21 protein-coding genes are annotated in these 21346 nt (G+C 67.9%); 6 read left to right on the plus strand and 15 right to left on the minus strand.

What is annotated here, in order from left to right; genetic code table 11:
- Positions 1-2: 2 nt before the first annotated feature.
- The 4 genes from ACG04R_RS04820 to ACG04R_RS04835 all read left to right on the plus strand — a co-directional run bounded on the left by ACG04R_RS04820 (position 3) and on the right by ACG04R_RS04835 (position 3586).
- Positions 3-512: a class I SAM-dependent methyltransferase gene (locus ACG04R_RS04820; protein WP_394406813.1), complete on the plus strand. Its 510-nt coding sequence runs from the start codon at positions 3-5 to the stop codon at positions 510-512.
- 30 nt (positions 513-542) lie between these two features.
- A complete protein-coding gene (gene dapA / locus ACG04R_RS04825; protein ID WP_394406815.1) occupies positions 543-1424 on the plus strand; it encodes a 4-hydroxy-tetrahydrodipicolinate synthase in 882 nt (293 codons plus the stop codon).
- Positions 1425-1545: 121 nt separating this feature from the next.
- Positions 1546-2715: an outer membrane protein assembly factor BamC gene (gene bamC / locus ACG04R_RS04830; protein ID WP_394406817.1), complete on the plus strand. Its 1170-nt coding sequence runs from the start codon at positions 1546-1548 to the stop codon at positions 2713-2715.
- A gap of 91 nt (positions 2716-2806) precedes the next feature.
- The gene (locus ACG04R_RS04835; RefSeq protein ID WP_394406819.1) at positions 2807-3586 is read left to right on the plus strand and encodes an MBL fold metallo-hydrolase; all 780 of its coding nucleotides are present in this window, start codon (positions 2807-2809) and stop codon (positions 3584-3586) included.
- Positions 3587-4087: 501 nt separating this feature from the next.
- On the opposite strand, the gene ACG04R_RS04840 is transcribed toward ACG04R_RS04835, so the two are convergent.
- Both ACG04R_RS04840 and ACG04R_RS04845 read right to left on the minus strand, forming a co-directional pair.
- On the minus strand, positions 4088-4585 hold the full coding sequence (locus tag ACG04R_RS04840; RefSeq protein ID WP_394406820.1) for a hypothetical protein: 498 nt from the start codon (positions 4583-4585) through the stop codon (positions 4088-4090).
- Entirely contained in the window at positions 4582-5697 is a 1116-nt protein-coding gene (locus tag ACG04R_RS04845) for a JmjC domain-containing protein (RefSeq protein WP_394406822.1), read from the minus strand. The genes ACG04R_RS04840 and ACG04R_RS04845 overlap by 4 nt, the downstream gene beginning before the upstream one ends.
- Positions 5698-5737: 40 nt before the next feature.
- Between ACG04R_RS04845 and ACG04R_RS04850 the strand changes: the two genes are divergently transcribed.
- The gene (locus tag ACG04R_RS04850; RefSeq protein WP_394406824.1) at positions 5738-6256 is read left to right on the plus strand and encodes an FKBP-type peptidyl-prolyl cis-trans isomerase; all 519 of its coding nucleotides are present in this window, start codon (positions 5738-5740) and stop codon (positions 6254-6256) included.
- Between the two features lie 40 nt (positions 6257-6296).
- Here the strand turns inward: ACG04R_RS04850 and dut are convergent, their stop codons facing one another.
- The 12 genes from dut to ACG04R_RS04910 all read right to left on the minus strand — a co-directional run bounded on the left by dut (position 6297) and on the right by ACG04R_RS04910 (position 17999).
- Entirely contained in the window at positions 6297-6746 is a 450-nt protein-coding gene (gene dut / locus ACG04R_RS04855; RefSeq protein ID WP_394406827.1) for a dUTP diphosphatase, read from the minus strand.
- The gene (gene coaBC, locus ACG04R_RS04860; protein ID WP_394406829.1) at positions 6746-7951 is read right to left on the minus strand and encodes a bifunctional phosphopantothenoylcysteine decarboxylase/phosphopantothenate--cysteine ligase CoaBC; all 1206 of its coding nucleotides are present in this window, start codon (positions 7949-7951) and stop codon (positions 6746-6748) included. The genes dut and coaBC overlap by 1 nt, the downstream gene beginning before the upstream one ends.
- Positions 7951-8652 carry a tRNA (guanosine(46)-N7)-methyltransferase TrmB gene (gene trmB / locus ACG04R_RS04865; RefSeq protein WP_394406831.1) on the minus strand — a complete coding sequence of 234 codons (702 nt, stop codon included), beginning with the start codon at positions 8650-8652 and terminating at the stop codon, positions 7951-7953. The genes coaBC and trmB overlap by 1 nt, the downstream gene beginning before the upstream one ends.
- Positions 8652-9962, minus strand: coding sequence for a thymidine phosphorylase (deoA, locus tag ACG04R_RS04870; RefSeq protein ID WP_394406833.1), 1311 nt, complete (start codon positions 9960-9962; stop codon positions 8652-8654). The genes trmB and deoA overlap by 1 nt, the downstream gene beginning before the upstream one ends.
- Positions 9963-9964: 2 nt before the next feature.
- Complete coding sequence (gene deoC / locus ACG04R_RS04875) at positions 9965-10729, minus strand: deoxyribose-phosphate aldolase (RefSeq protein WP_394406835.1); 765 nt, start codon at positions 10727-10729, stop codon at positions 9965-9967.
- On the minus strand, positions 10726-11562 hold the full coding sequence (locus ACG04R_RS04880; RefSeq protein WP_394406837.1) for a purine-nucleoside phosphorylase: 837 nt from the start codon (positions 11560-11562) through the stop codon (positions 10726-10728). Before ACG04R_RS04880 ends, deoC begins: the two co-directional genes overlap by 4 nt.
- Positions 11563-11570: 8 nt before the next feature.
- Positions 11571-11987, minus strand: coding sequence for a cytidine deaminase (gene cdd, locus ACG04R_RS04885; RefSeq protein WP_394406839.1), 417 nt, complete (start codon positions 11985-11987; stop codon positions 11571-11573).
- 1 nt (position 11988) lies between these two features.
- On the minus strand, positions 11989-12954 hold the full coding sequence (locus ACG04R_RS04890; RefSeq protein ID WP_394406841.1) for an ABC transporter permease: 966 nt from the start codon (positions 12952-12954) through the stop codon (positions 11989-11991).
- Complete coding sequence (locus tag ACG04R_RS04895; RefSeq protein WP_394406843.1) at positions 12954-14057, minus strand: ABC transporter permease; 1104 nt, start codon at positions 14055-14057, stop codon at positions 12954-12956. Before ACG04R_RS04895 ends, ACG04R_RS04890 begins: the two co-directional genes overlap by 1 nt.
- Entirely contained in the window at positions 14054-15589 is a 1536-nt protein-coding gene (locus tag ACG04R_RS04900; RefSeq protein ID WP_394406845.1) for an ABC transporter ATP-binding protein, read from the minus strand. Before ACG04R_RS04900 ends, ACG04R_RS04895 begins: the two co-directional genes overlap by 4 nt.
- Before the next feature lie 8 nt (positions 15590-15597).
- Entirely contained in the window at positions 15598-16572 is a 975-nt protein-coding gene (locus ACG04R_RS04905; RefSeq protein WP_394406847.1) for a BMP family lipoprotein, read from the minus strand.
- A gap of 77 nt (positions 16573-16649) precedes the next feature.
- Entirely contained in the window at positions 16650-17999 is a 1350-nt protein-coding gene (locus ACG04R_RS04910; protein ID WP_394406849.1) for an MATE family efflux transporter, read from the minus strand.
- Between the two features lie 77 nt (positions 18000-18076).
- On the opposite strand from ACG04R_RS04910, the gene acnA reads away from it, so the two are divergent.
- A complete protein-coding gene (acnA, locus tag ACG04R_RS04915; RefSeq protein WP_394406851.1) occupies positions 18077-20800 on the plus strand; it encodes an aconitate hydratase AcnA in 2724 nt (907 codons plus the stop codon).
- 45 nt (positions 20801-20845) lie between these two features.
- On the opposite strand, the gene ACG04R_RS04920 is transcribed toward acnA, so the two are convergent.
- Positions 20846-21229 (minus strand): hypothetical protein, encoded by a 384-nt coding sequence (locus ACG04R_RS04920; RefSeq protein WP_394406853.1) that lies wholly within the window; start codon positions 21227-21229, stop codon positions 20846-20848.
- Positions 21230-21346 lie beyond the last annotated feature (117 nt).

The following is a 21346-nucleotide window of genomic DNA, read 5'->3' on the forward strand; positions in this document are numbered from 1 at the left end:
GCATGCCGTCCGCCTGGCTGCAGCGCTTCGCCCCACGGCCGCCCGCGACCGCGCTGGACCTGGCCTGCGGCTCCGGCCGCAACCTGCGCTGGCTCGCCGAGGTGGGCTGGCAGGTCACCGGCGTCGACCGCGATAAGACGGCCACTGCGCCGCTGCGGGGGCTGGCGGAGATCATCGACGCCGACATCGAAAACGCCCCCTGGCCCCTCGCCGATCGCCAGTTCGATCTGGTCATCGTCGCCAACTACCTCTGGCGCCCCCTGTTCGACACCGTCAAGTCCGCCGTCAAGCCGGGCGGCTGGCTGATCTGGGAAACCTTCGCCGACGGCCAGCAGACCATCGGCCGCCCGGCCCGGCCCGATTTCCTGCTGCAGCGGGGCGAGTTGCTGCGCGTCTGCGGTGACTGGCGTGTCGTGGCCTATGAGGATCTGTTCGAAGGCGGCGTCAACTCGCGCTTCGTCCAGCGCGTTGCGGCCGTCCGGCCGGCGTCCCCGACACTCGGGGCAGCCTAAAATCACCAGATCCCTTCAGACATTTCCACCATGAAGCCCATCCTCGGCAGCATCGTCGCCCTCGTCACGCCCATGAACGAGGACGGCAGCATCGACTACCCCGCCCTGCGTCGCCTGATCGACTGGCACGTCGAATCCGGCACCGCCTGCGTCGGCGTCGTCGGCACCACCGGCGAGTCGCCCACGGTCAGCATGGAGGAGAACCGCGAAATCATCCGCGTCGCGGTCGAGCATGCCAAGGGCCGCATCCCCGTCCTGGCCGGCACCGGCGCCAACTCCACGGCCGAGGCCATCGAGCTGAGCCGCTACGCCAAGGAGGTCGGCGCGGACTGCACGCTGTCCGTCGTGCCCTACTACAACAAGCCCTCGCAGGAAGGCATCTACCAGCACTTCAAGGCCATCGCCGAGGCTGTGGACATCCCCATGATGCTCTACAACGTGCCCGGCCGGACCGTTGCGGACCTGCTGCCCGAGACCACCTTGCGCTGCGCCTCGCTGCCCGGCGTGTTCGGCATCAAGGAGGCCACCGGCAACATCGAGCGCGCCGCCTTCCTCATCAAGCACGCGCCCGAAGGCTTCCACATCTACTCCGGCGATGACGGCACCGCTGTCGCGCTGATGCTGCTGGGCGGCCACGGCAACGTCAGCGTGACGGCCAACGTCGCACCGCGCGAGATGGCCGAGCTGTGCCGCCTGGCCATCGAAGGCAACGCCGTCGAGGCCCGCAAGATCCACCTCAAGCTGCTCGGCCTGCACAAGCAGCTGTTCTGCGAACCCAGCCCCGGCCCGGCCAAGTGGGCGCTGTCGCGCCTCGGCCGCTGCGGCGCCGCGCTGCGCCTGCCGATCACGCCGCTGACGGCCGCCGGCCAGGCCAGTGTCGGCCAGGCGCTGATCGAAGCCGGGCTGCTCTAAGAAGCCCGCTGCAAAGCAGCGCAAAGTCCCGAAAGCCCCCGATCTCGTGGCTTCGCGGCTCTGGTCTAATGCGCGGCTGCCCACGCAGGTGGGCAACCTGTTCCCTCGGAGAGATTCCAGCGTGACGTCCCTTTTCTCGCATCGCCCCACGGCGACCCGCCTGGCCTGCACGGCCTTCGTCCTGTCCCTTGCCGGCTGCAGCACCCTCGACGGCATGTTCTCGTCGGACAAGGTCGACTACAAGACCCAGTCGCGGCAGACCACGGGCCTGGACGTCCCGCCCGATCTGACCCAGCTCGCCAAGGACAGCCGCGCCCAGGTGCAAGGCGGCTCCATCACCGCCTCCGCGCTGTCCGCCACGCGCCCGGCCACGCCGACGGCCGGCTCGATGGCCACCAATAGCGTCGCCCCCAATGCGGCCGGTGATGTCCGCCTGGAGCGCAGCGGCGCCGACCGCTGGCTGCACACCTCCGCCACGCCCGAGCAGGTGTGGCCGCAACTGCGTGCCTTCTGGCAGGAGCGTGGCCTGGAACTGACCAAGGAGCAGCCCGAGGTCGGCATCATGGAAACCAACTGGGCCGAGAACCGCGCCAAGCTGCCGAACGACTTCATCCGCTCCACGATCGGCAAGGTCTTCGACGGCCTGTGGTCCACCGGTGAGCGGGACATGTACCGCACCCGCGTCGAACGCGGCGCCAACGGCACCGACATCTTCATTAGCCATCGCGGCATGCAGGAGGTCTACACGACCTCCGCCAAGGACTCCACCGCCTGGCAGAACCGCCCCAGCGACCCGTCGCTGGAAGCCGAGATGCTGTCGCGCCTGATGCTCAAGCTGGGCGGCCAGGAGTCGGCCGCCAAGGCCGTCGTCGCCGGCGCGTCCGCACCGACGGCCCAGCCGTCGCCGCTGGCCACCGGCGGCGAAGCCCCGCGAGCCCGCCGTCCGCTGACCGAAGTGCCCGACAGCCTCGTTGTCGCCGACGCCTTCGACCGCGCCTGGCGCCGTGTCGGGCTGTCGCTGGATCGCCATGGCTTCACGATCGAAGACCGTGACCGCGCCGCCGGCCTGTTCTACCTGCGCTACGCCGACCCCGAGAAGGCCGGCGAGGAAGAACCCAACTTCTTCCAGCGCCTGTTCGGCGCCAAGACCGCCGCACCGGTGCGTTACCGCGTGTCGGTCAAGGCCGAAGGCGACAAGAGCACGGTGCGCATCCTCGACGACCGCGGCCAGGCCGTCACCAACGACAACGCCAAGCGCATCCTTGGCCTGTTGATGGACGACCTGAAGTGAAGCCCCTCGTCGCCCCGTCCTGCCACGCTGAATGCGGGCAAATCGGGGTGACCGGCAATACCTGAGAACCGCGCTACGGCGCGGTTTTTCCATGCGTTTTCGCAATCTCGGCAGCGGCAGCAGCGGCAACTCGACGCTTGTCGAGGCCAGCCAGGGCATCACGACCACGCGCATCCTCGTCGACGCGGGTTTCAGTGAACGCGAGCTGACGCGCCGGCTCGCCATCGCCGGCTGCACGCCGGCCGGCATCGACGCCCTCTTCATCACGCACGAGCACGGCGACCACGTCGGCCGTTCGGTCGCGTTCGCGCGCCGTCACCGCATTCCGCTGATCACCAGCCGCGGCACCTGGCGCGCCATCGGCTGCGACGACTTCGAAGCCAGCCTGCTGTGCGTGGCACGCAGCGGCGAGGCCATCACGCTGGGCGACCTGGAACTGGCGCCGTTCACCGTCCCGCACGACGCCCAGGAGCCTCTGCAACTCTGCATCAGCGATGGTGCCGTGAGGCTGGGCATCGTCACAGATCTGGGCTCCGCACCGGCCACCGTGTCGGCGGCCTTGCAAGGCTGCCAGGCCCTGCTGCTGGAGTGCAATCACGACGAGGCGATGCTGAGGTCGGGGCCCTACCCGCCGTCGCTGCAGCGGCGCATCCTGGGCACGCATGGGCATCTGTCCAACGAGGCCGCGGCGGACCTGCTGTCGCGCTGCCTGCATACGTCGCTGGGCGCTGTCGTCGCCGCGCACCTGAGCGAGAAGAACAACTCGCCGAGCCTGGCGCGCGCGGCACTGGCAACGGTACTGGGCTGCGCGGCGGGCGATATTCGCGTCGCCGATCCAACGCTGGGTTTCGACTGGGTCCAGGTCGGCTGACGACCCGATTCAACCCAGCGCAAAGTTTTGTAATTCAGGCTTTCGATACCTGATTCCGGGTCGACAGGAAACCCGGAAAAGAAAAAAGCCGCCGCTGCTTGCGCAGCGACGGCTCTTTCCGTGGGGACGAAGCGATTACTTCGAAGCGGCGGACGCGCCAGCGTCGGCGGCAGCCGAAGCACCAGCGTCAACGGCGCTGGCAGCAGCCGAAGCGGCTTCCGAAGCGGCGGGAGCCGGAGCGGTCACAGCGGGAGCGGCTTCAACCTTGGGTTCTTCCTTCTTGCTGCAAGCGGTCAGAGCAGCAGCAGCCAGCAGGGAAGCCAACAGGATCGACTTAGTCATACTTGTCCTCAAACGTTTAAACGACGGTGCACACCATAATTTTGGGGCCGTGCGTCAGTGCTTGGCACCAACTGCCGACCCCGCAGAACAAGACGCGGAAAACCTCGAGCGCTTCCCTCGCCTAGCCAATGATTATAGGGGTTTGCTTGTCACAAAGACTCATAGTCCCAAAGTCGTGGGCGCAAATGAGTCGCTGGAACGTTGCGCCAGGGCATCAAACCATTCCAGTCCGCGCAGTCGCTGCCCAGCATCCACGCTGATTTCGCCGTGCCAGAGGTGGCGGTCGAAGAGCCGCAGGCTCAATGCGCCACCGTCCGGACAGACAGCCAGCAGCAAGCTCTCGGGCGCGCCATCGAGCTTCAGCTCCGGCTCGACCGCCCTCGCCGTCACGCAATGCCCGAAGTCGCGCCGCCAGCGCACAAAGCGCGGATGGCGCCGCTGCACGTCCTCGTACTGCTGCGCCAGCAGATGGAGCTGTCGGCCATGGCGGGCCCAGGCGGTCAGCGCGGTCAGCGCGTTGGCATCGGACAGCGGCCAGTCGACGAAGCTCGCATCCCAGGCATGCAGTTCGCGGCAGCCATACTCAGCGGCCCAGACGAAGGTGTCGACCAGCAGGCGCTGGAAGCCGGCGCGGCCTTCGAACTGCTGAGCGTTCATGAAACGTGCGGCTGTACCCAGCCGTCCTCGGTCCACTGGTCCAGCAGTTCGCGTGCCTCGGGTGACAGGCGCGCGACTTCGGCGGCCGTCAGCTCGCGGCAATCGGCCAGGCGGCGCATCAGCGCCGCGTCGCGCCCACCGGCACGGAAACTCTCACCGTTCAGGAAGACATGGGCCGCGTCGTAGAGCATGCGACTGCGCCTGTCGAGCGCGGCGCCCTGCCCCGGCGGCAACTGCTCGCCGGGCTCGAACCAGACGTTGGCCTTCAGCTCCGTCAGCGCCTCACCCAACGCCCGCTCCAGCGCCTGCGGGCGCTGCGCAGCCATCTCCACGGCGCGGCGGGCGAACTCCAGCAGCGCGGTCGGCACGCGCCCGGGCTCCGTGGTCGCCTCCTGGCGCGGGTCCGAGTACAGCTTGCCTCCCAAGTCGACATCGTCAAGCAGCCGCGGCAGCAGCTCGGCCGCCATGCCCTCGGCCGTCGACGCGCGGAAGCCCACCGAACCGGTGACGCAACCCGGGCCTACCGCAACGCCATCGTGCGCCCAGCCCGGCGGCAGATACAGCATGTCGCCGGGCTCCAGCACGAACTCTTCATCGGGCTTGAAGTTGGCGATGATCTTCAGCGGCACGTCGTCACGCAGCACCGCATCGCGCTGCGCGCCGATGCGCCAGCGGCGCTTGCCGGCCAGCTGGATGAGGAACACGTCGTAGGAATCGAAATGCGGGCCGACGCCGCCACCATCGCTGGCAACGGACAACATCAGGTCGTCCAGCCGCGCATCGGGCGCGAAGCGGAAGCGGTCCAGCAGCTCACGGGCAGCGTCGACATGCTGGTCAAGGCCTTGCACCAGCAGCGTCCAGCCTGGCTTGCTCATCGCCGGCAGGCGGGCGATGGGGCCGTGCCTGAGCTTCCAGTCGCCGTCGAAGGCGGTGACGAGGCGGGACTCGACGTCGTCGCGCGCGGCCAGTGCCGCAAGCTCCTTCAGCGACGCAGGCGGCCGGACGTCGGCGAAGGCCTGGCGCACCAGCAGCGGCTTCTTCTGCCAGTGCTTGCGCATGAACTGCGCCGGGCTCAGGCCGGCGAGCATGGGGGTCGGGAGATCGATCTGCATCTGCAGCATTGTGCCGAGGCCCTGTGGGAAAATTGATCCCATGCAAGTGACCCGCCCCTCAGTCGTCTCCCTGCGCTGGAGACTCGAAGATGCCCAGGGCCAGCTCATCGACGAGCTGGCCGAACCGATGGAATTCCTTGTGGGGGGCGACGACCTGTTCACCAAGGTCGAGGAGGCCCTCGAAGGCCAGGAGGCCGGATTCGAGACGGCGCTGGCGCTGCAGCCCGAGGAGGCTTTCGGTGACTACGACTCCGGCCTCGTCTGCTTCGAGTCACGCAGCCTGTTCCCCGAGGACGTGGCACCCGGCATGCAGTTCGAAGGCATGCCCGAAGGCGCGGTGACAGAGGGCATGCCCGACGCGATCTACACGGTGACCGAGGTCTACCCGGGGCATGTCGTGCTGGATGGCAACCACCCGCTGGCCGGCATCGGCCTGCGCATGCACCTGACGCTGCTGGACGTGCGTACGGCAACCGAGGAAGAGGTGCAGGCCGGCTCGGTGGGTGAGCCCATCTTCATGGTCCAGACCGGCGCGCCACCCGACGAACCGCTGCACTGACGCACTCAACAAGAAGGCGCCTCACGGCGCCTTTGTTTCTTCAGGTCTTGCCGGTGGAGCCAAAGCCCCCGGTGCCGCGGTCGGATGCGTCGAAGCTGTCGACGCGGCGGAACGTGGCCTGCACGACCGGCACGATGACAAGCTGCGCGATGCGCTCGAAGGGCTGGATGACGAACTCGGTCTGGCCGCGGTTCCAGCAGCTGACCATCAGCTGGCCCTGGTAGTCGCTGTCGATCAGCCCCACGAGGTTGCCCAGCACGATGCCGTGTTTGTGGCCCAGGCCCGAGCGCGGCAGGATGATGGCGGCGAGCCCCGGGTCGGCGATGTGGATGGCCAGCCCCGTGGGGATAAGCGTCGTCTGGCCCGGCGCCAGCGTGATGGCCTCGTCGAGGCAGGCACGCAGGTCGAGGCCGGCGCTGCCGGGCGTGGCGTAGGCGGGGATCTGCTCGGCCATGCGGGCGTCGAGCACTTGCAAATCAATCGCGTGCATCAGGAAAGTCGTTTCGAGAGTTCTTGGATCAGTTCGCGCGCGAGGCTGAGCTTGTCGGCACGGGGGAATTCGCGCTGGCCCTGCTCGTCGATGAGCAGCAGCGCGTTGTCGTCGCGGCCGAAGGTGGCCGGGCCGAGATTGGCGACGATGAGCGGAATGCCCTTGCGGCGGCGCTTGGCGTCGGCGTGCTCGGCGAGCTTCTCGCTTTCGGCGGCGAAGCCGACGCAGTAGGGTGGCTTGGGCAGCCTGGCGACGGCGGCGAGGATGTCCGGGTTCTCGGTCATCGCGAGGGTCGGCGCTGTCGCACCGCCCTCGGCCTTCTTCATCTTGTGCTCGTGCGTCTGCGCGGGCCGCCAGTCGGCCACGGCAGCGCTAGCGATGAAGGCGTGCTGGTGTGCAGCCAAAGGCAGCACGGCGTCGTACATCTGCTGCGCGCTCTGCACGTCGATGCGCAGCACGCCACGCGGCGTCGTCAGATGCACCGGGCCGGCCACCAGCGTGACCTCGGCGCCCGCTTCCGCGGCGGCACGCGCGATGGCGAAACCCATCTTGCCGCTGCTGTGGTTGGTAATGCCGCGCACCGGGTCGATGGGCTCGAAGGTCGGGCCCGCGGTGATTAGCAACTTCTTACCGCGCAGAGGCTTCGGAGCCAGGAAGGCCTCGACGTCGTCGAAGATCTCCTGCGGCTCCAGCATGCGGCCGTCACCGATCTCGCCGCAGGCCTGGTCGCCACTGGCGGGGCCGATGACGATGGCGCCATCGGCTTTGATCTGCGCGACGTTGCGCTGCGTGGCGGGGTGGGCCCACATCTCGCGGTTCATCGCCGGCACGACCAGCAGCGGGCACTCGTGGATGCGGCGGGCCAGCGCGGTCAGGCTGACGAGGTCATCCGCCCTGCCCTGCGCCAACGAGGCGATGGCATCGGCGCTGGCGGGTGCCACCAGCATCACATCGGCCTCGCGGCTGAGGTTGATGTGGGCCATGTTGTTGTCGGGCCGCGCGTCCCACTGGCTGGTGTAGACGGGGCGGCCGGACAGCGCCTGCATCGTCACGGCGGTGATGAAGGCTTCTGCGCCCTCGGTCATCATGACCTGCACGGTCGCGCCGCCCTTCACGAACAGGCGCGTCAGTTCGGCGATCTTGTAGCCGGCGATGCCGCCGGTCATGGCCAGAAGAATGTGTTTGCCGTGAAGGGGACTTGTCATCAACGCTTCCTGAACACCAGATCCCATACGCCGTGTCCGAGCTTGATGCCGCGGTTCTCGAACTTGGTCAGGGGGCGGTAGGCGGGCTTGTCAGCATAGCCCGCCGCGGTGTTCAGGAGATGAGGCTCGGCCGACAGCACTTCAAGCATCTGCTCGGCGTAGGGCTGCCAGTCGGTGGCGCAGTGCAGGTAGCCGCCGGGCTTGATGTGCCGCACCAGGTTGGCCACGAACGGCGCCTGGATCAGGCGGCGCTTGTTGTGGCGCTTCTTGTGCCACGGGTCGGGGAAGAAGATGTGCACGCCATCCAGCGCGGCTTCGCCGACCATATCGCGCAACACCTCGACGGCGTCGTGCTGGACGATGCGGATGTTGCCGATCTCGCGCTCGCCGATCAGCTTGAGCAAGGCGCCAACGCCGGGTTCGTGGACTTCGCAGCCGATGAAGTCGTGATCGGGCAGCGTGGCGGCGATGTCGGCGGTGGCGGCGCCCATGCCAAAGCCGATCTCCAGCACCAATGGCGCGCTACGGCCAAAGACCGCAGCGGGGTCGAGCCGCTCGACCTTGTAGGGCAGAACAAACTTCGGGCCTAGCTCGGTCAGCGCCTTGATCTGGCCCGTGCCCATGCGGCCGGGCCGAGTCACGAAACTCTTGATCGGGCGGCGCAGCGGATTCTGCGGTGGGTTGTCGTTCTGTTCGTCCATCAGCCGATTGTCGCCATGACCATGGGCGTGGCGGCCACATCGGCGTCGCCCAGCGCGCAGGCGGCGAGGTAGGACGCGATGGCGCGGTCGGCGGCGGCCTCGTCGGCTGCATGGATGAGCGCCAGCGGCTCGCCGGCGGCGACGCGTGTGCCGATGGGGCGGACCTCGGAGAAACCGACGCGCATGTCGATGGCGTCACCCGCCTTGCGGCGTCCACCACCCAGCTCGACGATGGCCACGCCCAGGTCACGTGTCGACATCGTCGTGACGACGCCGGCGCGCGGCGCGGCCACGGGCTTCACGACCGGCGCGGCAGCCAGGTAGGCACCGTGACGCTCCATCAGATCGGCCGGGCCGCCCAGCGCGACGACCATCTTGGCGAACTTCTCGGCGGCAGCGCCGGAGTCCAGCGCCGCCTGCAGCTTCACACGCGCAGCGGCCGTGTCGGCGGCCAGGCCGCCCAGCACCAGCATCTCGGCGCACAGTGCCAGCGTGACCTCATGCAGGCGCGGCTCGCGGTGCTCGCCCCTCAGGTAACGGATGGTCTCGATGACTTCCAGCGAGTTGCCGACATCAGTGCCCAGGATCTGGTTCATGTCGGTGATCAACGCGCGCGTCTTCAGGCCCGCACCGCCGGCGACGGCCACGATGCTCTCGGCCAGTTCCTTCGCGAACTCGGGCGTGGACGCGAACGCGCCGTTGCCGCACTTGATGTCCATCGCCAGGCCTTCGAGTCCGGCGGCGAGCTTCTTGGACAGGATGGACGCAGTGATCAGCGGCACGCTCTCGACGGTGGCCGTCACGTCGCGCGTCGCGTAGAAGCGCTTGTCGGCGGGCGCCAGGTCGGCCGTCTGGCCGATGATGGCGCAGCCCAGCGAGCGCACGATCTGGTCGAACTTCGCCGGGTCGGGCGTCGTCGTGTAGCCCGGGATGGCCTCCAGCTTGTCGACGGTACCGCCGGTGTGGCCCAGGCCGCGGCCGGCGATCATCGGCACATAGCCACCGCAGGCGGCCACCATCGGCGCCAGCATCAGGCTGACCTTGTCGCCCACGCCGCCGCTGCTGTGCTTGTCCAGCACCGGGCCGGGCATGTCGGGCCAGCGCATGACGCGGCCGGAGTTCATCATCGCGCGGGTCAGCAGCACGGCCTCGTCGCGGCCCATGCCCTTCAGGAACACGGCCATGCCGAGCGCGGCGACCTGGCCTTCGCTCCAGGTGTTGTGCGTCAGGCCATCGACGAAGTTCTGGATCTGCGCTTCGTTGAGCGCGTGGCCGTCGCGCTTGGCGCGGATGATTTCTTGAGCGAGCATGGTCAGTAGGCGGCGGTCGAAGCGACCGAGTCAGCGCCGGAGAGAACAGATTCGATGTCGGTGAGCAGGCCGCTCGCGCCGAAACGCAGGCGCTGCGGGTTCAGCGCGGCGGCGCCGAGGGCGGCTTCGGTCTGGGCGATGTAGCCGGCGGCGTCTGCCACCGAGCGCACGCCGCCCGAGGCTTTGAAGCCGGCGGCGGGCAGGCCGCTCGCGGCGATCTCCTTGAGCATGACGCCAGCCGCGGCCGGCGTCGCGCCGACCTTGGTCTTGCCGGTGCTGGTCTTCACGAAGTCGGCACCGGCGGCCAGCGCCAGCCGCGTCGCCTGGGCGATGCGCTCGGGCGTCGCCAGTTCGCCGGATTCGATGATGACCTTCAGCGTCAGCGGGCGGCTGGCGAAGCGGACCTCGGACAGGAACTCGGCCACCTCGGTGGACTGGTCGGCCAGCAACGCGCGGTAAGGCAGCACGACGTCGACCTCGTCGCCACCGGCCTGCGCGATCTCGGCCACGTCGGCCAACGCACGCTGCACGTCCAGCGCGCCGTCGGGGAAGTTGGCGACGGCCGCGACCTTGATGGCCGCCGGCAGCGCCGCACGCGCCTGAGCGACGAAGCGCGGCCACACGCAGACGGCGGCAACCGGGCCGTGCGCCGTCTGCGCACGAGCGCACAGCGTGTCGATGTCGGCCGCCGTGTCGGCGTCGTTGAGGCTGGTCAGATCCAGGCAGGCCAGCGCCGTGCGGGCCGCGGCCTTCAGATCGGTGGTCACAGCGTCAGCTCGGCAAGGCTCGCGACCAGCGCCGCGAGGAAGGCGGAAGCGCGCTCGCCCGACGCCTGCGCCTGCTTCAGCGTCAGGTCATGCGTCAGCGCCTCGGCCGACAGGCCAGCGGCCATGTTGGTCATCAGCGCGATGCCCATGACCTTGAGGCCGGCATGGCGGGCCAGGATGGTCTCGGGGACGGTGCTCATGCCGACGGCGTCCGCGCCCCAGGCGGCGAACATGCGGATCTCGGCGGCCGTCTCGAATTGCGGGCCCAGCGCCCAGCAGTAGGTGCCCTCGCCCAGCATCAGGTTCTCGCGCTTGGCCAGCGCCAGCGCGTGCTTGCGCAGATCACCGTCGTAGGCGTTGACCATGTCGACGAAGCGGTGACTGCCCTGCTCGCCAACGAGCGGGCTGCGCTGCGGCGCGTTGATGTGGTCGGCGATCAGCATCAGGCTGCCGGGCGGCATGTGGCCGCGCAGCGAACCCGAGGCGTTGGTCTGCAGCAGCAGCTTGACGCCCCAGCGCTTCAGCGTGCGGATGGCGCCGGCCATGCCCGTGCATTCGCCGCTTTCGTAGGTGTGCGCACGGCCACGCAGGAAGACGACGCGCTGCGCGCCGATCTTGCCGACGACGATCTCGTTGACATGCCCCTCGACCTTGGGCTGCGGGAAAGCCGGCAGCTCGGTGTAGGGCAGGTTCTTGCCGTCCTGCACATGGCTGACGGCGCCGGCCCAGCCGGAGCCCAGCACGACGGCGACTTCAGGGGCGTTGCCGAACAGGGATTGCAGCTTCTCGACGCTCGCGGTGATGGCGACGTCGAGGGTCTTGTTATCGATCATGGAAAACCTCAGAAATTTAGGTGGCTGGGCCCGAAGCTGTGGGGCAGCAGCTCGGCCAGGGTCCAGCGTTGGCGGATGCCGCCAGGATCGCCAGCAATGATGACAAGCTCTTCGGGGACGGAGAACTCCCGGAGCTTCTGGCGGCAGCCGCCGCACGGCGTGATGATGTCCGGGCCGGGGCCGGTCACCAGCGCCACCTTGGCCTGCTTGCCGCCGGCCATGATCATGGCCGTCAGCGCCGACGGCTCCGCGCACCAACCCTGCGGGTAGGACGCGTTTTCCATGTTGGCGCCGATGTGGATGCGCCCCTGCTCGTCCAGGATGGCGACGCCGACCTTGTATTTCGAGTACGGCGAATGCGAGAACTCGCGGGCGCGCAGCGACTCGGCGAGCAGGCGGTTCAGCAGATCTTGGCTCAGCTCCATGTCAACGCTCCTTCACGTAAGGGCGGCCCAACGCCTTCGGCGCGATGGCGGAGCCAATGAAGCCAGCGAGCAGAACGACAGTCAAGATGTAGGGCAGCGCCTGGATCAGCTGCACCGGCACCTCGCCGATGCCCGGCAGCTGCACACCCTGCATGCGGATGGCCATCGCGTCCAGGAAGCCGAACAGCAGGCAGGCGCCCAGCGTCGGCAGCGGCTTCCACTTGCCGAAGATCATCGCGGCCAGCGCGATGAAGCCGCGGCCGGCCGTCATGTTGGGCGAGAAGGACGCGTTCTGCGCCAGCGTCAGGTAGGAACCCGCCAGGCCGCACAGCACGCCGTTCATCAGCAGCGCCTGGTAACGCAGGCCTTGTACGGACATGCCGGCAGCTTCGACCATGGCCGGGTTCTCGCCCACGGCGCGCAGCCGCAGGCCAGGGCGCGTGCGTTCGAGGAAGAACCAGACGACACCCACCATCAGGAAGGCGACGTAGACCAGCACGTTGTGACTCAGGAAACCATGGCCGACGATGGACTCGAACCAGTGGCCGGCCTGCGGCTCGGCAAAGGCCGGCGCCAGCGCCGTCAGACGCACATCCGGGTCGATGGGCGGCGTCTGACCGCCCTGCTGGAACCAGGCGATGCCCAGCACGACGGTCAGGCCGGCGGCGATCATGTTCAGCGCGACGCCCGAGACAACCTGGTCGCCCCGGTTCGTCACGCAGGCGAAGCCATGCACCATGGACGCCAGGCTGGCCACGGCGATGGCAGCCAGCAGGCCCAGGCCCGTGGAGTGCGTGACGGAGGCCGTCGCTGCCGCGGCGAAGGCGGCGAACAGCATCTTGCCTTCCAGGCCCAGGTCGATGACGCCGGCGCGCTCGGACAGCACGCCCGCCATCGCGCACAGCAGCAGCGGTGCGCTGACGCGCAGCGTCGAGGCGATCACCGAGGCGATGAGGACTTCATCCATCAGCGGCCTCCCTTCAACTTCGCATAGATGCGCGCGAACAGCGGCGCGCTGACCGTGGCCATCGCGCCCGAGAACAGCACGATCAGGCCTTGCGCCGTGACGACCATCTCGCGGCTGAAGCCCTGCAGCTCGAACGACACCTCGACACCGCCCTGGTACAGCACGCCGAACAGCAGCGACGCCAGCACGATGCCGAACGGATGGTTGCGGCCCATCAGCGACACGGCGATGCCGGTGAAGCCGGCGCCGGCGACGAAGTCCAGCGTCAGCTTGCCCTGCACGCCCGAGATCTCGTTGATGCCGACCATGCCGGCCAGTGCGCCGGAGATGGCCATCGCCAGCAACACCTGGGCCCGCGGGCGGATGCCCGCGTAATGGGCCGCGCGTGGCGCGCTGCCGACAGCGCGGACCGCATAGCCGGCGGCGCTCTTCCACAGGAACCAGCCGACGAAGACGCAGGCGACCAGCGCGATGACGAGGCTGAGGTTCAGCGGCGACGACGGCAGCTCGTAGCCCAGCGCGGCGGCGATCTGGTGCAGCGCCGGCATGCGGGCGCTGTCGGCAAAGTCCGCGGACTCGACCGCCATGCTGCCGGCCGGGCGCAGCCAGTTCACGAGCAGATAGCTGTTCAGGCCGGCGGCAAGGAAGTTGAACATGATCGTCGTGATGACGATGTGGCTGCCGCGCCAGGCCTGCAGATAGGCCGGCAGCGCCGCCCATAGCATGCCGAACAGCGCCGCGGCGACGACCAGCAGCGGCAGCATGACGATGGCCGGCAGCTTGGCACCCAGCCACAGCGCGACCAGCGCCACGCCCACGCCGCCCAGCGTCGCCTGGCCTTCACCGCCGATGTTGAACAGCCCGGCGTGGATGGCGACCGCCACCGCGAGGCCCGTGAAGATGAAGGTCGTCGCGTAGTACAACGAGTAGCCCAGGCCGCGCACGCTGCCCAAGGCACCGTTCAGCAGCACGGTCAGCGCCTGCCAGGGGCTGTGGCCGATGACCATGACGACGAGGCCGGCCACGACCAGCGCGATGGCGAGGTTCCACAGCGGCAGCAGGCCGATGTCGATCCACTTCGGGAGTTGAATAGGTTGGCTCATGCGGCCGCTCGTTCTTCTTGTGCGGCCATCAAGAGGCCCAATCGTTTTTCGTCGCAGTCCTCGATGGCGAGTTCACCGGTGATCCGGCCGCAGTTCATGACGACGACGCGATCCGCCAGCGCCAGGATCTCGTCCAGCTCGCTGCTGACCAGCAGCACCGCACAGCCGGCGTCACGCAGCGCGCGCAGCTGGCCGTGGATGAACTCGATGGCACCGATGTCGACGCCACGCGTGGGCTGGCCCACCAGCAAGACTGTCGGTTGCTCGCCGATCTCGCGGGCGAGGATGAGCTTCTGCTGGTTGCCGCCGGAGAACTTAGACGAACCCAGGTTTTCGTCGCGCGGGCGCACGTCGAAGCGCTCCTGCATCTGGCGCGTTGCGTCGCGCATCGCGGCGTGGTCCATAGCCGCGCCCTTGCGGTACTTGGGCAGGTTCTGATAGCCCAGCACGGCGGATTCCCAGGCCGGGAAGCTCATGACCAGGCCGACGGCGTGGCGGTCTTCCGGCACATGGGCCAGTCGCAGCTGGCGGGCTTGCGCCGTGTCCAGCCAGGCATCCGGCGTGAACGACTTGCCGCCCAACGACAGGCTGCCGCCCTCGGGCGCGCGCAGGCCGCTGAGCACTTCCAGCAGCTCGCTCTGGCCATTGCCCGACACGCCGGCCACGCCGACGATCTCGCCGGCCTTCAGCGTCAGGCTCACGTCCTTCAACGCGGCGACGCCATTGGCGTGCTTGAGGTTCAAGCCACTGGCCTGCAGGCGCACCTCGCCGGTCTTGATCTCCAGACCCTCGGGCCGCCCGAGCGTGACCTTGCGGCCCACCATGGATTCGGCCAGCGACTCCTCGCTCCACTGCGCGATGGGCCGTGTCTCGACGACCTGGCCGGCGCGCATCACCGTGACGGCGCCGCACAGGCTCATCACCTCGCGCAGCTTGTGCGTGATGAGGATGAGCGTCGTGCCCAGTTGCTGCAGCCGGCGCAGCGTGACGAAGAGCTGGTCGGTCTCCTGCGGGGTCAGCACCGCGGTGGGCTCGTCGAGGATCAGGATCTTGGCGCCGCGGTACAGCGCCTTCAGGATCTCCAGCCGCTGCAGCTCGCCCACGGGCAGGTCGGCCACGACGGCGTCGAGCTGCACATGCAGGCCGGTCTCTTGCATCAGCGCTTCAAGCTTGGCCCTGACCTTGGCTTTGGAGGGCGTCAGGAAGAAGCCGCCCTCGGCGCCCAGCATGATGTTTTCCAGGCAGGTCAGCGTCTCCACCAGCATGAAGTGCTGGTGGACCATGCCGATGCCCAACTGAATGGCCTGTTGCGAGTTGGCGATGTGGACCTGCTGGCCGTTGACCTCGATGGTCCCGGAGTCAGCGTGGTAGTAGCCGTACAGGATGGCCATCAGCGTGCTTTTGCCGGCGCCGTTCTCGCCGACGAGGCCATGAACGCTGCCGGCCGCAACGTCGAACGACACCTCGCGGTTGGCCTGGACGGCGCCGAAGCGCTTGGAGATCGCCTGCAGGCGAACAGCGGGGGTGACCACGCTGCCGCTCAGAACTTGCAGGCGTTGTCGGCCATGTAGTCGGCCACCTTGATCTTGCCGGCCACGATGTCGGCCTTGATCGTGTCGACCTTGGCCTTCAGCGGCGCCGGGATGAGCTTGGCGTTGTCGTTGTCCAGCGCGTAGTCCACGCCGCCTTCCTTCAGGCCCAGCACCTGCACGCCGGGCTTCCAGCCCTTGAGCACGTTGTAGACGGCGACGTCCACGCGCTTGACCATGGAGGTCAGCATCGTGCCGGGCTGCAGGTGGTTCTGGTTGCTGTCCACGCCGATGGCCAGCTTGCCGGCGTCCTTGGCGGCCTGGTAGACGCCCACGCCGGTGCCGCCGGCCGCGGCGAAGACGATGTCCGAGCCCTTGGTGAACTGGGCCTTGGCCAGTTCGCCGCCGCGGGTCGGGTCGTTCCAGGCGGTGGACGTGGTGCCCGTCATGTTCGAGAACACCTCGATCTTCGGGTTGGTCGCCTTGGCACCCTGCTCGTAGCCGCACTGGAACTTGCGGATCAGCGGGATGTCCATGCCGCCGACGAAGCCGACCTTGTTGGTCTTGGTGGCCAGGGCCGCGATGGCACCGACCAGGTAGCTGCCCTCATGTTCCTTGAAGAGCAGCGACTGCACGTTGGGCAGGTTCACCTGCGCGTCGATGATGGCGAACTGGGTCTTGGGGAAGTCCTTGGCCACCTGCTGCAGTGCCGACGCCTGGGCGAAGCCGACGCTGATGATGGGGCTGGCGCCCTTCTCGGCCATGCGGCGGATGGCCTGCACACGCTGGGTGTCGTTGCTGATCTCGAACTCGAGATAGGCCTTGCCGGTTTCCTTCTTCCACTGCTCGGCGCCCTGGTAGGCCGACTGGTTGAAGGATTTGTCGAACTTGCCGCCCATGTCGAAGATCACCGCGGGCTGCTGGGCCTGGGCCGCGCCGCAGGCGAGCATCAGGGCCAGGGAGAGACGGGGCAGAGCGAACTTCATGGGTTGGCGTTGGGCAGGGCGAAAAGCGCGCATTGTAGAAAACATCCCTCAATTTCTACTGACCAGAAAAATACGGATTACCCTGCCTTGGCCCGCCGCAGTTTTCGGTGCGATGCACGGGCGTGGGGCAGCCAGCCCAGTGTCGCCCAACGGCGCCACATAAGAAGGCCTCGAATCCACTCGTCAGCGGCATAAGCAATCCACACGCCAACCAGCCCCCAGCCAAGGTGCACGCCCAGGAACCAGCTGCCCCCGGCCAGCACCAGCGCCATGGAGGCTGCCCCGGCGATGACGGGGTAGCGTGCATCGCCCGCGGCCCGCAGCGCGTTGATGACAACCATGTTGAACACGCGGCCCGGCTCCACCAGCACCGTCCACCACAGCAGCGTGCTGCCCAGCTCGATGATCTGCCGGTCGGCCGTGAACTTCTTCAGCAGCCACGGCCCCGCCAACGCGAAGCTGCTGGACACCACCAGCGCGACGACGATGCCGAGCCCCAGCGCCTTGCGCACCATTCTGTACGCCGCGTGCAGCTCCCCCGCCCCGATCATGTGCCCGACCAGGATCTCCACCGCGAAGGCGACGGCCAGCCCGAAGATCAGGATGAATTGCAGGAACTGCATCGTGTACGCGTGCGTCGCCAGCGCCAGCGCACCCAAGTGGGCCACGGCGGCGAGGCTGGTCATGAAGGCCAGGCGCCAGGAGATGTTCTCCGCCGCGCCCGGGACGCCGATGTGCAGCACGGTGGCCAGCGGCGCGCGCTTCAGGCGCCACCAGTCCTCCCCGCGCAGTCGCAGGTTCAGCCGGCTGCGCCAGAGCACGATGTGCAGCGCCATGCCGGTGCCACGGCCGCACAGGCAAGCCAGCGCGTAGCCCGGCAGGCCCAGGTAGGGCATGGCCAGCAGCGCGACGGTCAGCGTGACGATCTGGATGACGATGACCACCGCCAGCGCCTCGCGGCTGCGCAAGTGGGCGCGCATGACGCTGGACATCGTCGCGTTCATCGCGTCGATCAGCAGCGCCGGGGCCAGGGCCTGCAGCAGCACGCGAGCCAGCGGCGCCACTTCGGCAGGCGCGTTCACCAGCTGCAGCAACGGCCCGGCCGCCAGCAGCGCCATCACGGCACCGCCCGCGCCCAGCCAGGTGCTGGCGCCGACGACGGCGCGGGCGACGGCATCCGCCTGGTCGCGCCGGCCGGCGCCCAGCGCCTGCGTGACGGCCACGCTGACGCCAGCACCGATGACGCGAAACAGCACGAAGATGGCCGCGAAGACCTGATTGGCCAGGCCGAAGGCGGCGCCGCTGTCATCCGACAGCCGGGCCGCCAGGCCTGTGCCGATGATGCCGATACCGATGCCCAGCAGCAGTTCGAGCAGCAGCGGCCAGGTCAGCGGAAAGAGCCGGGGGCGAGCAGATGGAGCCGTCAAGGCTGACTCCTAAGGCCGGGTTTCACACAAGTCACAACAAGCTCGCCAAAATCGCCCGGCATCGTAAAGGAGTAACCATGCCGAAACCCAAGGCCGTCACATCGATCCACGCGTTTGCCCACACCCAGGCCGAGTTCAAGACCGCGTCCGGCAAGTCCGGCCAGTTCTTCTCGCTGCCCAAGCTGGCCGAGAGCCATCCCAACGTGGCGCGAATGCCCGTCTCCATGCGCATCGTGCTGGAAAGCGTGCTGCGCAACTGCGACGGCAAGAAGGTGACGGCCGAGCACGTCGAGCAGCTGGCCAACTGGAAGCCGGTGGCCGACCGGGTCGACGAGATCCCCTTCGTCGTCGCCCGCGTCGTGCTGCAGGACTTCACCGGCGTGCCGCTGCTGGCCGACCTGGCCGCCATGCGCAACGTCGCAGCCAGCCTGGGCAAGAACCCCAAGACCATCGAGCCGCTGGTGCCGGTGGACCTGGTCGTCGACCACTCGGTCATGATCGACCACTACGGCACCAAGAAGGCGCTGGACCTCAACATGAAGCTGGAGTTCGAGCGCAACCGCGAGCGCTACGAATTCATGAAGTGGGGCATGCAGGCCTTCGACACCTTCGGCGTCGTGCCGCCCGGCTTCGGCATCGTGCACCAGGTTAACCTCGAATACCTGGCGCGCGGCGTTCACAAGACCAGGGACGGCGTCTACTACCCCGATAGCCTCGTCGGCACGGACAGCCACACGACGATGATCAACGGCATCGGTGTCGTCGCCTGGGGCGTCGGCGGCATCGAGGCCGAGGCCGGCATGCTGGGCCAGCCGGTCTACTTCCTGACGCCGGACGTCGTCGGCTTCGAGCTGACCGGCCAGCTGCGAGAAGGCGTGACGGCCACCGACCTGGTGCTGACCGTCACCGAGATCCTGCGCAAGCACAAGGTCGTCGGCAAGTTCGTCGAGTTCTTCGGCGAGGGCACGGCCAGCCTGTCGCTGCCGGACCGCGCCACCATCGGCAACATGGCGCCCGAGTACGGCGCGACGATGGGTTTCTTCCCGGTCGACGAGAAGACCGTCGAGTATTTCAAGGGCACAGGCCGCAGCAAGGCCGAGATCGAAGCCTTCGAGGCCTACTGGAAGGCGCAGGGCATGTTCGGCATCCCGAAGAAGGGCGAGCTGGACTACACCTCCGTCGTAACCCTTGACCTGGGTACCGTCGCGCCCAGCCTAGCCGGCCCCAAGCGCCCGCAGGACCGCATCGAGATCACGCACCTGTCGTCCAAGTTCGGCGAGCTCTTCAGCAAGCCCGTGGCAGAGAACGGCTTCAACCAGCCCGCCGACAAACTCGGCAAGACCTTCAAGACCGAGTCCGGCCTGGAGATCAGGAACGGCGACGTGCTGATCGCCGCCATCACGTCCTGCACCAACACCAGCAACCCCGGCGTGCTGCTGGCCGCCGGCCTGCTGGCCAAGAAGGCGGTCGAAGCCGGCCTCAAGGTCCAGCCCCACATCAAGACCTCGCTGGCCCCGGGCTCGCGCATCGTCACCGAGTACCTGGAGAAAGCCGGCCTGCTGCCCTACCTCGAGAAGCTCGGCTTCAACGTCGCGGCCTACGGCTGCACGACCTGCATCGGCAACGCCGGCGACCTGACGCCGGAGCTGAACAAGCTCATCCAGGACAACGACCTCGTCTGCGCCGCCGTGCTGTCGGGCAACCGCAACTTCGAGGCGCGCATCCACCCCAACCTGAAGGCCAACTTCCTGGCCAGCCCGCCGTTGGTGGTGGCCTACGCCATCGCCGGCAACGTGACCCGCGACCTGATGACCGAGCCGGTCGGCGTCGGCAGGAAGGGCAAGCCCGTCTACCTCGGCGACATCTGGCCCACCAGCGACGAGATCTACGCACTGATGAAGTACGCGATGAACGCGAAGGCCTTCAAGGAGAACTACGACAAGGTCGCCAAGAAGCCCGGCAAGCTGTGGGATGCGATCAAGGGCGTCAAGGGCCAGGTCTACAACTGGCCCAAGAGCACCTACATCGCCCAGCCGCCGTTCTTCGAGGGCTTCACGATGGAGCCCAGGCAGCTGGTGTCAGGCGTCAAGGGTGCGAAGGTCATGGCGCTGTTCGGCGACTCCATCACCACCGACCACATCAGCCCGGCCGGCTCTTTCAAGGAGACGACGCCCGCGGGCAAGTTCCTGACCGAGAACGGCGTGCAGAAGGCCGACTTCAACTCCTACGGCGCGCGCCGCGGCAACCACGACGTGATGATGCGCGGCACCTTCGCCAACGTGCGCGTGAAGAACCTGATGCTGCCGGCCCGCGAGGACGGCTCACGCGTGGAGGGTGGCTTCACGCTGAAGAACGGCGAGCAGACGACCATCTACGACGCCGCGATGGCCTACATCGCCGAGGGCACGCCCACCGTCGTCTTCGCCGGCGAGGAGTACGGCACCGGCTCCAGCCGCGACTGGGCGGCCAAGGGCACGCAGCTGCTGGGCATCAAGGCGGTGGTGGCCAAGAGCTTCGAGCGCATCCACCGCAGCAACCTCATCGGCATGGGCGTGCTGCCGCTGCAGTTCAAGCCCGGCGACAGCTGGGAAAGCCTGGGGCTGACTGGCGCCGAGACGATCGACATCAAGCTCGCCGACGACATCAGGCCGCAAGGCGACGCCTGGATGACGATCACCCGCGCCGACGGCACGACGCAGGCCGTCACGCTGACGCTGCGCATCGACACGGCCATCGAGGTGGACTACTACAAGCATGGCGGCATCCTGCCCTTCGTGCTGAGGCAGTTGCTGGCCGCCTGACCATCCGGCGCGGCCGTCGGCGGCCCACCGAGCAACCTGCCCCGCTCAGGGCAGGTTGCTCGTGATGACCCAGAGTTCCTTGGCGGGATTCATGGGCATGGTGATGCCGGCGCCGTACTTGATGTCGCTCATCTGCGAGGCCAGTGTCAGCAGGTGGTAGTCGTAGATGACCAGAGACAGCCGCTTGAGCACCGGCTCGCGCCCGTTGACATCAGCCAGCAGCGTGAGTTCGTAGCCGCCGATCGACAGCTCGGTTTTCTGAAAGAGCAGCTCCGCCTCGCGCACCAGAGCCTCGTCGGCCGCCACCCACCCGTTGGGGTTGTTGCGCCCGTCACCGCGCCGCTGCCCCTCGAAGATGGACTGCGCAATGTTCACCTTGAGCCGCCCTGCCCGGCTGTCTTCTTCAGGCGTCAGCGGACGCCGGAACATCTCGGTTTCCGTCTACGTGCCGCCCGCCGGCATGCCGATGCTGGTGACCGAGGCGTTGAACACGCCCGTCCGGCTAGCCGCCTCTGCGCTGACATTCGGGGCGCCAAACCAGGTCTT

The organism is Pelomonas candidula (genome assembly GCF_043555985.1).
In the GTDB taxonomy this organism is placed as follows: Bacteria; Pseudomonadota; Gammaproteobacteria; order Burkholderiales; family Burkholderiaceae_C; genus Pelomonas; species Pelomonas candidula.